Below are 13,112 nucleotides of genomic sequence, written 5' to 3' on the forward strand. Positions count from 1 at the left end.
CGGACTGACAGCCCACGCTACCAAGCCCGCCTGCCGAGAGACCGGGCGGCCTGTGCGGGCGTGGTGGAATTGGTAGACGCGCCGGACTCAAAATCCGGTTCCGAAAGGAGTGCCGGTTCGACCCCGGCCGCCCGCACCATAGCTCTGAGCCTCCGCCCTTATCCCGCGGGCGGAAGGTACTCCGCGGGCGTGGTGGACTGTGCGGGCGTGGTGGAATTGGTAGACGCGCCGGACTCAAAATCCGGTTCCGAAAGGAGTGCCGGTTCGACCCCGGCCGCCCGCACCACGAGCAGAACGGCGTCAGATCATCGCGTTGGCGGCAGATATTCCGCGGGGATGGGCGCGGCCGGCGTTTCGGCCTGCCAGTAGACGCTGATCACCCACCAGCGCACGCCGTCGTTGAACAGCTGGATGCTGTTGATCCCTCGAGCGAAGGGCTGCGGGTCTGACAGGCGGTGCAGGCTTTCATACGTCGACCAGACATGGACGATACGGCCGAACCGCTCCGAGCGGCGCGCGATCTCGCGTTCGTGGAACCCTTCGGCCAGCAGCAGCGGCTCGCTGCGGGTGACGTATTCGTCGGGCGTGATCGAGCGGACGACGCCCTGACCCTCGCGGTTCATCCCCGAGGGCATCAGCCGGGCGGTGGGATGGAACAGCGACCGGAAGCGGCCCCAGTCGCGGGCCACGCCGGCGTCGCCGGAGATGACTTCATAGAGGGCTCCGACGATGGCCTCGGGCGTGGCGACATCGGCCGGGGCGGCGGTCGAAACGGGAACGGGCGGAGCCGCGGTCTGGGCGGCGGCGGGAGCGGCGCAACCGAGAGCCATCGCAGCCATGAGTATCGAAAGACGCACCTGAATCCCCCCCTGTTTTCCGGGAGTATGCCGGGACGTCGCCCGGGGCGCCAGCGGGGCGCTATCCGGGTTCGACCACCTCGCCGTCTTCCTTGACGAACCGGTCAGGCCGGCGGTCCAGCAGGTCGAAGACCTTTTCGGACGGCCGGCACATGGCGGCGCCGCGGGGTGTGCGGACGATGGGGCGGTTGACCAGGACGGGATGGGCCAGCATCGCCTCAAGGATCGCGCCGTCCGGCGTGCCCGCATCCAGCAGGACGGGATCGATCCCCGCGGCTTCCTTCTCGCGCAAGGCGTCGCGCGGCGTCAGCCCGGCCTCGGCGAAGAGGTCGCCCAGCTGGGCGGCGGTCCAGCCCGTCTGCAGATACTCCACCACCTCTGGCTGGTAGCCCGAGGCCTCGACCATCGCGAGGACATTGCGCGAGGTGCCGCAGGCGGGGTTGTGGAAGACGGTGACGGGGAAGGCGTCGGACATCTCAGCATTCCTTTTCGGCGGTTCCGGGGACGACGGGTCCGGCCTCGTACCAGCCCTTGGGGCGATTGACGATCCGCATCACTGACAGCATCAGCCGCGCCTCGATGGGCGCTCACTTCGCGTTTCGTCCCGGCAAATTCGCGCGGCCCCGGTTGCACCTTGCCCCCTTGAACCGCATCTGGGCGGGGATGACCTCCCCGACCCTTGCGCCAGCCGCCGCCGTGAAGGGGCCCGGGTTTCCCGAATTCGTCGCCCTGATCGCCATGATGATGGCGCTCAACGCGCTGGCCATCGACTCCATGCTGCCCGCCCTTCCGGCCATCGGCGAGGCGCTGGGCGTTGTCTCCGAGAACAGCCGCCAGTGGGTCATCACCGCCTATCTGCTGGGCTTCGGTGTGACCCAGATCATCTACGGGCCGCTGGCCGACCGGTTCGGCCGAAAGCCGGTCCTGATGCTCGGCCTCGGGCTCTATGTCGTGTTCAGCGTCCTGGCCGCCTTCTCGCCGACGTTCGAACTGCTGATCGCCGCGCGGGTCGGGACCGGCGTCGGCGCCGCCGCCCTGAGGGTGCTGGCCGTCTCGATCGTGCGCGACCGCTATTCCGGGCGGACCATGGCGCGGGTGATGTCGCTCAGCTTCCTGGTCTTCCTCGGCGTACCCATCCTCGCCCCGACACTCGGCCAGTTGATCCTCACGGTCGCGCCCTGGCCCTGGGTGTTCGGCGTCCTGGCGCTGGGCGGAGCCGCCTTCGCGATCTGGGCCGCCATCCGCCTGCCCGAGACCCTCCACCCCGAGGACCGGATGCCCATCCAGATCGGCCGCATCGCCTCGGCCTTCCGGCAGGCGCTGACCAACCGCCAGTCGATCGGCTACACCCTCGCCATAACCGCCATCTCGGGCGCCCTGTTCGGCTTCATCAACTCCAGCCAGCAGATCTTCTTCGACGTCTTCCATGAACCGCAGCTGTTCACCGTCGTGTTCGCCCTGGTCGCCGGCGGCATCGCCGTGGCCTCGCTGCTGAATGCGCGGCTGGTGGAGCGTCTGGGTTCACGGCTGATCTCGCACACGGCCCTGCTGGGCTTCATTGCCATATCGTCGGTCCACGCGGCGGTCGCGGTGTCGGGCCATGAGACGATCTGGACCTTCGCCGTCCTGCAGGCCCTGACCATGTTCTGCTTCGGCTTCATCGCCGGCAATTTCGGCTCCATGGCCATGGAGCCGATGGGCCATATCGCCGGCACCGCCTCCTCGGCCCAGGGCTTCATCTCGACCACCGTTGGCGCGACGCTGGGCTTCCTGATCGGCCAGCAGTTCGACGGCTCGGCCGCGCCCATGACCATCGGCTTCGTATGCCTCGGGCTCACGGCGCTGGCCTGCGTCCTGATCGCCGAGCGGGGACGCCTGTTCAAGGCGCGGAACCTCGCCCCGGCGCCGGCGCCCGCCCCCTCTTGATCTTTTTCGCCCGCCGGAGCGTTGTCCCGGCAGGAAACGAACCCGCCCGACCGCCGAAACAATGACGGCGGGCCTTCTGGTCAAGGACTCTCGATGATCCGCACGTTTGGACTGGTCTCCGCCCTCGCCCTCGCGACGGCTCTGGGAGGATGCGCCTCGATGCCCGGATTTGGCCCCTCGTCCGGCTCGGACATGCCGCCCCTTCCGGCCTCGGCCGCCGCCCCGGCGGAATACGCGCGCGACACCCATACCTATGCGCGGCCCGAGATCGCCCATGTGCGCCACGTGGCCCTGGATCTGACCGCCGACTTCCGGGCCCATACGCTCGCCGGCACGGCGTCGCTCGACATCCAGGGCCGGCCTGGCGCGAACGAGGTGGTGCTGGACGTCAAGAACCTGGATATCCGCAACGTCACCGACGCCGCCGGCGCCCCCCTGCAGTATGAGACCGGCGCCAGCGACCCCATCAAGGGCCAGCCCCTGACCGTGCGCTTCCCGGCGCTGGCCGCGGGTGAGAAGCGCCGCATCGTCGTCGCCTATTCGACCCGACCCGACGCCGCCGCCCTGCAGTGGCTGACCCCGTCCCAGACCGCGGGCGGCCAGAAGCCCTATCTGTTCAGCCAGGGCCAGGCCATCCTGACGCGCACCTGGGTGCCGACCCAGGACAGCCCCGGCATCCGCCAGACCTATGACGCCCGCATCGTCGCCCCCGCCGACCTGCGCGTGGTCATGAGCGCCCAGCAGCTGACGCCCGAGGGGGAGGACGCCGGTCCCGGCATGAAGGCCTGGCGGTTCCGCATGACCAATCCGGTGCCGCCCTATCTGATCGCCATCGGCGTCGGCGACCTGGCCTTCGCCGCCATCGACGAGCGCACCGGCGTCTTCACCGAGCCCTCGCGTCTGGAAGCCGCCCGCGCCGAACTGGCCCCGACCGCCGCCATGGTCGACGCGGCCGAGCGGCTGTACGGCCCCTACCGCTGGGGCCGCTACGACCTGCTGGTCCTGCCGCCGTCCTTCCCGTTCGGCGGGATGGAGAATCCGCGCCTGACCTTCGCGACCCCGACCATCATCGCCGGCGACCAGTCGCTGGTCTCGCTGGTGGCGCACGAGCTGGCGCACAGCTGGTCGGGCAACCTCGTCACCAACGCCACCTGGAACGACATGTGGTTGAACGAGGGGTTCACCGTCTATTTCGAGAACCGCATCATGGAGGCCCTCTATGGCGAGGACCGCGCCCTGATGCTGCGCGCGCTCGGCTGGGGCGACCTGCAGACGGAGATGGCGGGCCTGCCCGCCGCCGACACCCGGCTGCACCTCGACCTCGAGGGGCGCGATCCCGACGAAGGCCTGACCGACGTCGCCTATGAGAAGGGCGCCGCCTTCCTGTTCACCATCGAACGGATTGTCGGGCGCGAACGGTTCGACGCCTGGCTGAAGAGCTATTTCGAGCGCAATGCCTTCCGCCCCATGACGACCGACCTGTTCCTGCAGGACATCCGGACCCATCTGATCGCAGGCGACGCCGCGCTGGAACGTCAGCTGATGATGGACGCCTGGATCTATCAGCCCGGCATGCCGTCGAACTGGCAGCCGCCGGTGTCGGGCGCCTTCGGTCCGGTCGACGCGGCCGCCCGCGCCTTCTTCGCCGACAAGGGTCCGGCCTCGGCGATCCCGTGGGCCGGCTGGTCCACGCAGGAGCGTCAGCGCTTCCTCGCCTGGCGGCCGTCTGGCCTGCGCGATGGCGCTGACTGGCTGACCGACGCCCAGCTGGCCGATCTGGAATCATCCCTGAACCTGCGCAACGAAGGCAATGCCGAGGTGCTGTTCGCCTGGCTGCAGATCGCTGTCCAGCATCGCTATCAGGCTGCTGTCCCGACGCTGGAGAACTTCCTGACCACCATGGGCCGGCGCAAATTCGTCCTGCCGCTGTTCACCAGCCTGTGGGCCGAGGGGGACTGGGGCCGTCCCATCGCCACCCGGATCTATGCCCGGGCTCGGCCCGGCTATCACCCGGTGACGACCGGTTCGGTCGACGCTGTGGTGGGCCGGCCCAACTAGCCTTCTCCCTCCCTTCATGGGGAGGAAAGATCGCGCAGCGATCCGGGTGAGGAATTGCAGCGGCAAGCCCGCACGGCGGCGGGTTCGCACTTTCCCACCCGGGGCTCGTCTTCGCCTCGTCGTCCCCCACCACTTCGGGCGAGGGAGAACCACGCCCATGTGACCGCCGCTAGCCTTGGCTTCCGCCCTTCCGGTCACTAGGTTCCGCCCGACGAACGGCGGCCAACGCCGACAAGCGCTTTCAGGAGACGCCCCATGCACGACGCGCCCCAATCCGACGCGGCCACCCGGCTGGACAAGGAAAACCCGCTCGGCGTCGACGGCTTCGAGTTCGTCGAGTTCACGGGCCCCGATCCGGCGGCCATGATCGCGCGCCTTGAACTCATGGGCTTTACCCAGACTCACGTGAACCCGGCCAATGACGTGGTGCGGCTGAAGCAGGGGGACATCACCCTGCTGGTCAACCGCTCGCCCAAGGGTCAGGCGGGCGAGTTCGCGACCGAGCACGGCCCTTCGGCCAACGGCATGGCCTTCCGCGTGGCCGATGCGAAGGCGGCTTTCGAAGGCGCCGTGTCGCGCGGCGGACGTCCGGCCGAGGGTCATGACGGCGGCGCCCTGGGCGGCGGCTATCCCTACATCCTGCAGGGCATCGGCGGCTCGCTGCTCTACCTTGTCGATCAATATGGCGACGCCGGTTCGCTGTATGACGGCTGGGACGAGATCGAGGGCTGGGAAGAGGCCGAGCGCAAGAACTCCGTCGGCCTGTTCATGCTCGACCACCTGACCCACAACGTGCGGCGCGGCCAGATGCGCACCTGGTCCGGCTTCTACGGCGACGTCTTCGCCTTCGAGGAGCAGAAATATTTCGACATCAAGGGCAAGGCGACCGGCCTGTTCTCCCAGGCCATGATCGCGCCCGACCGCGCCATCCGCATTCCGCTGAACGAGAGCCAGGACGAGAATTCCCAGATCGAGGAATTCCTGCGCCGCTACAACGGCGAGGGCATCCAGCACATCGCCCTGGCCACCGACGACATCTTCGAGACGGTGGAGGAGCTGAAGCGCCGAGGCATTCCGTTCCAGGACACGATCGAGACCTATTTCGAACTGATCGACAAACGCCTGCCCAACCACGGCGAGGACGTGGAGCGGATGCGCAAGAACCGCATCCTGATCGACGGTTCGGACGAGGAAGGTCTGCTGCTGCAGATCTTCACCCAGGACACCTTCGGCCCGATCTTCTTCGAGATCATCCAGCGCAAGGGCAACCAGGCGTTCGGCGAGGGCAATTTCCAGGCCCTGTTCGACTCCATCGAGCTGGACCAGATCCGGCGCGGCGTCATCAAGGTGGATGCCTAAGCCGCCGTCCTGGCTGCCCTGGCTCGGCCCGCTTCTCGCGGCCGCGGTCGGGGCGGCGGTCGGCGAATATGGGCTGGGCGGCGGATTCTGGACGGTTCTGGTCGCCGCCCTGGTGTGCGGCTTCGCCCCCATCGTCGGCTATCGAATCTGGAAGTGGCGGTTTCAGCGGAGGGGGTAGTAGCCATCCTCTTCCGCTTCCCTGTTTTGTCTTCGCTTTCGCACCCGAAACCGTCGTCGAATTCTCCGGAGAATTCGTCAGTGAAAGTCCCGCGATCCGGGTAGCACCCGCACGTCCCGCGGATGCCGCCCCCGCGCTGGCGTATGGCCTGATCCCGGCGCCGAATCCGGCGTCAGATGGCCCAGCACCGGCGTCCAGTCCTCCAGTTGATCGACGACCAGATGGGTGACCCCCTCCGCCGTCTGCACCTTGCCCCGCGCCAGCACCATGCGCGCGCCCATGGCCACGGGCCGGAAGCGTTCGAACACGTCGGGCCACAGCACCAGATTGGCCACGCCGGTCTCGTCCTCCACGGTCATGAAACAGACGCCCTTGGCCGTTCCCGGCCTCTGACGGACCAGCACCACCCCGCCGATCGCAACCCGGCGCCCATTTGCCAGCCCCGGATAGGCCTTCGCCGTCAGGGCCCCGACGCCCGCCAGCCGGTCGCGCAGGAAGCTGACCGGATGGCCCTTCAGCGACAGGCGGATGGTCTGGTAGTCGCCGACCACCTCCTCGGACGGCGCCAGCACCGGCAGGGCCTCGGGCGGGCGGCCGTCGGCCTCGTTCAGCCCCATGGCCTCGAACAGCGGCGCCGATGACGCCGGCGCGGCCCCCCTTGCCGCCCACACCCCCTGCCGCCGCGTCAGGTCCAGCGACCCATAGGCGTCCGCCTCGGCCAGCCGGTCCAGCGCCGACGGCGGCAGGTCAGCGCGGCGACGCAGATCGTCGAGATCGGCGAACGGCCCGACCGCGCGCGCCGCCTCGATCCGCAGGGCCCAGTCCTTCCTGAAACCGTCGATCGACCGCATCCCCAGCCGCAGGGCGCAGGGTTCGCCCGGACGGGGCTCAAGCGAGGCGTCCCATCCGCTGCGGTTCACATCCGGATGCCTGACTTCGGCCCCATGCTCGATGGCGTCCCGCACCAGCTGGGCCGGCGCATAGAAGCCCATCGGCTGGCTGTTGAGCAGGGCGGCGGTGAACACCTCGGGATACCGGAGCTTCATCCATGACGAGATGTAGACCAGCAGGGCGAAGGAGCAGGCATGGCTTTCGGGAAAGCCGTACTCCCCGAACCCCTTGATCTGGTCGAAGCAACTGCGGGCGAAGTCGGGATCGTAGCCGCGCTCGATCATCCGGCTGGTGAACCGCACCTCGTGCTCGCCGATGGTGCCCATGTGCCGGAAGGTCGCCATGGCCCGCCTCAGGCTGTTGGCCTCGGCGGGGGTGTATTTCGCCGCTTCCATGGCGATCCGCATCGCCTGTTCCTGGAACAGGGGCACGCCCAGGGTCTTGTGCAGCACCCGCCTCAGTTCGTCGCGGTCGCCATGCTCGGGCGAGGGGTGGGGAAAGTCGATCACGAAGGGCCGGCCCGACCGCTCCGCCTCGCGCCGTTCCGCCCGCCGTTTCAGATAGGGATGCACCATCCCGCCCTGGATCGGGCCCGGCCGCACGATCGCCACCTCCACCACCAGATCGTAGAAAACCCGCGGACGGAGCCGCGGCAGCATCGACATCTGGGCCCGACTCTCGACCTGGAAGACCCCGAGGGAGTCTCCCTTGCACAGCATGTCGTAGACCTCAGGATCCTCCGGCGGGACCGTGTCCAGTTCGAACCGGCGCTCATAGTGTTCCGCGATCAGGTCGAAGCCGCGCCTCAGCGCGGTCAGCATACCCAGCGCCAGCACATCGACCTTCATCAGCCCGAGGAAGTCGATGTCGTCCTTGTCCCACTCGATGAAGGTGCGGTCCGACATGGCGGCGTTGCCGATCGGCACGATCTCCAGCAGCGGCGTCTGGCTCAGCACATAGCCGCCGACGTGCTGGCTCAGATGGCGGGGAAATTTGATCAGTTCGGCCGTCAGCTCCAGCGCCAGCCGCATGCGTACGTCGTCGCGGCTCAGGCCGGTGCGGTCGACATGCTCGTCCTTCACGCTGTCGCCCCATGAGCCCCAGACCGTGTCGGCCATGCGCGCCGTCACGTCCTCGGTCAGCCCCAGAGCCTTGCCCACGTCGCGGATCGCCGAGCGGGGCCGGTAGTGGATGATGGTGGCCACGATCGCCGCCCGGTCGCGGCCATAACGGCGATAGACGTACTGCATCACCTCCTCGCGCCGTTCATGCTCGAAATCGACGTCGATATCCGGCGGCTCGTCCCGGTCGGCGGACATGAAGCGCTCGATCAGCACGTCCTGCTCGGCGGGGTTTACATTGGTGACGCCCAGACAGAAGCAGACCACCGAGTTCGCGGCCGAGCCCCGCCCCTGGCACAGGATCGGCTTCTCCTGCGTCCGCGCCCAATGCACGATGTCGTGCACGGTCAGGAAGTAGTTGGGGTATTTCAGGAGCTTGATGAGCTTCAGCTCCTTGACGATCGTGTCGCGGATTTTCCGTGAAACCCCGTCAGGCCATTTCTCCCGTGCGCCCTTGAAGGCCAGCCGGATCAGGCGCCGCTGCGCCGTCCAGCCCGCCGGCACGGGCTCATCAGGATACCGGTACTCTAGTTCCCGCAGCGAAAACCGGCACGCCCGCGCCACCTCCATGGTCCGCGCCAGCGCCGCCTCATGCCCGCGGAACAGCCGCGCCATCTGGGCCGGCGGCTTCAGATGGCGCTCGGCGTTGGCCTGAAGCCGCCGGCCCGCCTTGTCGATGGTCGTCCCTTCGCGGATGCAGGTCAGGACGTCCTGCACCATCCGCCGGTCGGGGTGGTGGTACAGCACGGCATTGGTCGCGATCATCGACGCGCCCGTGCGATGCGCCATCGCCGCCAGACGGTTAAGCCGCTTGCGGTCGTCGCCGCGCCACAGGGGCGCCGCCGCCAGATACAGGTCGTCGGGCCAGGCCTTTCGCCATGCCGCCAGCCGGGCCTCGAACGCCGCGTCGGGCGTTTCCGGCGCCGGTGCCAGGGCGATCATGCCCTCGCCCAGCCCGGCCGCCTGTTCGAAGGTCAGCCGCGTTTCGGCCTTTTCAATGCGATCGGCGTCCGGGTCGACCCCGGCTTGCGGCACGACCTCGGTCTTGCCCAGCGACAACAGCCGACACAGCCGGCCATAGGCGGCGCGGTCGCGCGGAAAGACCATCAGTTCCGTCCCGTCGGTGAAGCCCAGCCGCGACCCCACGACCAGCGGGATGTCGACGTCCTCGGCCCCCATCAGCGCCCGCACCATCCCCGCCAGGGTATTGCGGTCGGCCACGCCGATGGCGCCCAGCCCCAAGGCCTTCGCCTGCATCGCGATCTCGCCGGGGTGTGACGCGCCCTCCAGAAAGCTGAAATTCGTCATTGCCCCCAGTTCGGCGTACTGGCCGTCCCAGCCTGAGCCCGGGGCGCTCACGGCAGCACCCCGTGCATCCACCACGACGGCGCCCGTTCCTCCGCCGCACCCGAATACTCCCGGCCGTACAGGCCTTCGCGGAACAACCAGTAGCGGCCGCCCGCGTCGTCCTCGACGCGGTAGTAGTCGCGGGTGCGCACCTGGCGGTCATCGGGGCGGGGCCGCCACCATTCGGGCGACAGCCGTTCCGGCCCGTCAGAGCGGGTCACGCGTCGCGACAGCCGCCGCCAGGTGAAGCGCACCGGCGCGCCGTCGGGCAGTTCGGCCAGGGCTTCGACCGGTTCGGGCGGGTCCAGAAGCAGGATCGGCCGGCGCGCGTGGCCCTTCGCCGCGGCTGGCGACCGCCCCAGCGCCGGCCGCCAGCGCTCGACGCGCTCGGGCAGCCAGCTGTCGACGGGCTCGGGCGTCAGCACGCGGTCCTCGCCCAGCCGCGCGGTCAGGCGGTCGATCAGGGCGGCCAGACTCTCGGCCTGTTTCGCCTCGGCCTCGCTTTCCAGCGCCCCCTGTCGCGCCGTCATTGGTTCGATCGCATCGGCGGTCAGCATCATGGCGTCGAGGCCGAACCCCAGCTCCAGCCGGCCCAGCCCCGCCTCACGGAACAGCCGCAGCCACACCCCCGCTTCACGACCGGGCCGGCCCATGCGCACCGACAGGCTGGTGGTCCGGCCGTCCGAGCGGAAGCCCGTCAGGGTCAGGGCCTTGGCCCCCTGCCCGTCGCGCAGCAGCGGCGCGGTCAGGTCGGCGACCAGTTCCGCCAGCCGCGCCTCCACCCCCTCGATGTCGCCGACCGGCTCCATCCAGGCCTGCCACGCCCGGTATTTCGGCGGCGGCCGCACCGGCGTCAGGGCCTCGCCCGCGAAGCCCAGGGCCTGATCCAGTCGTTGCACCAGACCGACGCCGGCCCCGTCCCGGAACCGACGCGCCAGCCCCGCGCGCGGCATGGGATAGAGGTCGCCGATCCGTTTCAGCCCGAACCGCCGCGCCTGGGTCAGGGTGCGGTCGTCGATGCGCAGGGCCTCGACTGGCAAAGGGGCCAGCAGGCCGCGCGCCGTCTCATCGTCGGCGATGCAGCCGCCGCCCTCGGACTCTCCCCAGCGCGCCAGAGCCCAGGCCGCCCCCGGCGTCGGGGCCATGGCGACGCGGGCCCGCGCTCCCGCCTCCGCCAACCGGTCGCGGATCTGAACCAACAGGGCCGCCTCGCCGCCGAACAGATGGGTTGCGCCGGTGAGGTCGAGGAACAGGCCCTCCAACCCCTCTCCCGCCGGATCGACGCTGACGGAAGGCGACCAGCGCTCGGCCCAGACCGCCAGCGCCGTCAGCGCGCGGGCGTCGGCCTCGATATCGGCGGGCTTGCAGATCAGATGCGGGATCATGGCCCGGGCGTCGGCTTGGGTCTGGCCGCGCCGAAGACCCGTCGCCCGCGCCGCCGGATTCAGGGCGTGGATGATCGCCGCGCCCCGGTTGTTCTTCAGGATCAGGGCGAACGGGTTTTTCGGATCGAGGGCGGGGTCAGGCGGCGAGGCCGGACGACGCGCCCGCATGGCCGATCGCCTCCAGACCGTCACCGGCCAGTCGATCAGCCAGACGGAGACGATGCGTCTCATCATCCTGCTCCAGCATCCACGCCCCCGGCCGTTCGCCGCGTCCCCGCACCAGTTCCGCCGCCAGTCGCACCGGGCCGGGGGCCCGGGCATCGTCGGGATCGACAGCGCTGGCCAGGGTCGATATCCGCCAGCGCCGCCGCGCCGCGCTGAGCCCGTCCAGCCCGCGCGGCAACACAAGCCCCACGCATCCGCCCTGTTTGGCGGCGAAATCCAGCCGCCGGGTCTGGGTCAGAGTCGCCGCATCCACCGCGCCCAGGGCCAGGGACACCGCTCCGGACCGCAGCGCCTGTTCCAGGGTCCACAAGGCCTCGGCCGCCGTGTTGACGGGCGCGAGGATCAGGGACACGCCCGGCAAGCCGGGTCCATAGGGCCGGCCGTGCTCGCCCAGCCATGCCCGTGTCGCGGTCATCAGCACCGGCCGCCCATCCCCCTCCAGTCGACGCGACAGGGCGAACGCCATCATGGCAGCCCCATCGCGCGGACCCGCCGCGCACGCCTCTTCCAGCGGCGCGGGCCTCTCGGGAAACAGAGCGGGAGATGACAGGGGCGCGGGGGTCATGAGAGTCCGGAAATCCAGATGTTCACTATTTGTTCCAACAGGCTCCGGAGTCAAACAGAGAATCCCGTTCGCCGTCACAAGAGGGAAATCAGGCCCCGGGTCGCGCCTTCAGCTCATCGCGAATCTCGGCCAGCAGAGCTTCGGTCGGCGTGGGGGCGGGCGCCGTCTCCGGTTGGGCCGCCTGCTCGCGGCGCATCCGGTTGATGCCCTTGACCAGCAGGAACACCACAAAGGCCACGATGGCGAACTGGATCAGGGTGTTGATGAAGGCGCCGTACTGGATGGCCACCTCCTCGACCGCCTCGGTGGAGAGGTCCTCGGGGGCCAGAACCCATTTCAGATTGGCGAAATCGACCCGGCCCAGCGCCAGGCCGATCGGCGGCATGATCACCTGTTCGACCAGGCTGGTGACGATCTTGCCGAATGACGCGCCGATGATGACGCCCACCGCCAGGTCGACGACATTGCCCCGGGCGATGAACTCCTTGAACTCGGTCATGAGGCCCATCGTCGATCTCCGGAGTTCAGGCGTCGGCCGCGTTCAGCCGCTCGCGCAGCTCCTTGCCGCTCTTGAAGAAGGGCACGGCCTTGGCCGGCACATCGACGGTTTCGCCGGTGCGGGGATTGCGCCCCGCCCGCGCGGGACGGGCCCGGACGGAAAAGGCGCCGAAGCCGCGAAGCTCCACGCGGCCGCCCTCGCCGAGCGAATCGACCATCTGGCCGAGCACGATATTGACCACCCGTTCGACCTCGGCATGGGTCAGATGGGTGTTCTCGGCAGCGAGCTTCTCGATCAGCTCAGACTTTATCATCGGCAGGCCCCCGCCCAGTTCAGCCCTTCCCAGAGCCCATACGGGTGCATCCGGGCACGGGATGCAACCCCACCCTAGCCTCCACCCGCCGCAGGAAAAAGCCCCGCCTGGTCGATTGACCGGCGAAATGTCGGTTAACGCTCATAAATCTGCGAGTCGCGCGCACGAAAAAGGCGGCGGGACTGCTCCCGCCGCCTGATCCGTATCCAGATCACAAAGGAGACTATTCCTTGGCGCCGGCCTTCTCGCGAAGGGCCGCGCCCAGGATGTCGCCCAGCGAGGCGCCCGAGTCCGACGAACCGAACTGTTCGATCGCCGCGGTCTCGTCCTTCATTTCCAGAGCCTTGATCGACACCGAGACGCGGCGCGAGGCCTTGTCGATGCCGGT

The 13,112-nt window shown here is 69.0% G+C and carries 12 protein-coding genes and 2 tRNA genes; 6 read left to right on the forward strand and 8 right to left on the reverse strand.

The annotated features are described in order from the left end of the window. The first annotated feature begins 54 nt into the window (after positions 1 to 54). Positions 55 to 139 (forward strand) — tRNA-Leu (locus ASD25_RS17345). Positions 140 to 201: 62 nt separating this feature from the next. Then, a tRNA-Leu gene (locus ASD25_RS17350) sits at positions 202 to 286 on the forward strand. 19 nt (positions 287 to 305) lie between these two features. On the opposite strand, the gene ASD25_RS17355 is transcribed toward ASD25_RS17350, so the two are convergent. Together ASD25_RS17355 and arsC are read right to left on the reverse strand one after the other, a co-directional pair. Next, positions 306 to 839, reverse strand: coding sequence for a hypothetical protein (locus ASD25_RS17355; protein WP_235561782.1), 534 nt, complete (start codon positions 837 to 839; stop codon positions 306 to 308). A 79-nt stretch (positions 840 to 918) separates the two neighbouring features. After that, a complete protein-coding gene (gene arsC / locus ASD25_RS17360) occupies positions 919 to 1,332 on the reverse strand; it encodes an arsenate reductase (glutaredoxin) (protein WP_055831152.1) in 414 nt (137 codons plus the stop codon). Between the two features lie 188 nt (positions 1,333 to 1,520). On the opposite strand from arsC, the gene ASD25_RS17365 reads away from it, so the two are divergent. The 4 genes from ASD25_RS17365 (at position 1,521) to ASD25_RS17380 (ending at position 6,378) form a co-directional block, all read left to right on the forward strand. Continuing rightward, on the forward strand, positions 1,521 to 2,783 hold the full coding sequence (locus ASD25_RS17365; RefSeq protein ID WP_055831154.1) for a multidrug effflux MFS transporter: 1,263 nt from the start codon (positions 1,521 to 1,523) through the stop codon (positions 2,781 to 2,783). 93 nt (positions 2,784 to 2,876) lie between these two features. After that, on the forward strand, positions 2,877 to 4,841 hold the full coding sequence (locus ASD25_RS17370; protein WP_055831155.1) for a M1 family metallopeptidase: 1,965 nt from the start codon (positions 2,877 to 2,879) through the stop codon (positions 4,839 to 4,841). Between the two features lie 255 nt (positions 4,842 to 5,096). After that, complete coding sequence (gene hppD / locus ASD25_RS17375) at positions 5,097 to 6,200, forward strand: 4-hydroxyphenylpyruvate dioxygenase (protein WP_055831157.1); 1,104 nt, start codon at positions 5,097 to 5,099, stop codon at positions 6,198 to 6,200. Then, positions 6,193 to 6,378 carry a hypothetical protein gene (locus tag ASD25_RS17380; RefSeq protein ID WP_055831159.1) on the forward strand — a complete coding sequence of 62 codons (186 nt, stop codon included), beginning with the start codon at positions 6,193 to 6,195 and terminating at the stop codon, positions 6,376 to 6,378. Before hppD ends, ASD25_RS17380 begins: the two co-directional genes overlap by 8 nt. 77 nt (positions 6,379 to 6,455) lie before the next feature. On the opposite strand, the gene ASD25_RS17385 is transcribed toward ASD25_RS17380, so the two are convergent. The 6 genes from ASD25_RS17385 to ASD25_RS31300 all read right to left on the reverse strand — a co-directional run. Next, positions 6,456 to 9,749: an error-prone DNA polymerase gene (locus tag ASD25_RS17385; protein ID WP_235561783.1), complete on the reverse strand. Its 3,294-nt coding sequence runs from the start codon at positions 9,747 to 9,749 to the stop codon at positions 6,456 to 6,458. Beyond that, entirely contained in the window at positions 9,746 to 11,353 is a 1,608-nt protein-coding gene (locus tag ASD25_RS17390) for a DNA polymerase Y family protein (RefSeq protein ID WP_162246630.1), read from the reverse strand. The genes ASD25_RS17385 and ASD25_RS17390 overlap by 4 nt, the downstream gene beginning before the upstream one ends. Beyond that, complete coding sequence (locus tag ASD25_RS31035; protein WP_235562776.1) at positions 11,259 to 11,813, reverse strand: hypothetical protein; 555 nt, start codon at positions 11,811 to 11,813, stop codon at positions 11,259 to 11,261. Before ASD25_RS31035 ends, ASD25_RS17390 begins: the two co-directional genes overlap by 95 nt. A gap of 187 nt (positions 11,814 to 12,000) precedes the next feature. Continuing rightward, positions 12,001 to 12,420 (reverse strand): large-conductance mechanosensitive channel protein MscL, encoded by a 420-nt coding sequence (gene mscL, locus ASD25_RS17400; protein WP_055831167.1) that lies wholly within the window; start codon positions 12,418 to 12,420, stop codon positions 12,001 to 12,003. Between the two features lie 16 nt (positions 12,421 to 12,436). After that, the gene (locus ASD25_RS17405) at positions 12,437 to 12,724 is read right to left on the reverse strand and encodes an integration host factor subunit beta (RefSeq protein ID WP_055831169.1); all 288 of its coding nucleotides are present in this window, start codon (positions 12,722 to 12,724) and stop codon (positions 12,437 to 12,439) included. A gap of 223 nt (positions 12,725 to 12,947) precedes the next feature. After that, positions 12,948 to 13,112: hypothetical protein (locus ASD25_RS31300; RefSeq protein ID WP_200943655.1), on the reverse strand; the 165-nt coding region annotated here is incomplete at its 5' end.

Source organism: Brevundimonas sp. Root1423 (assembly GCF_001426805.1).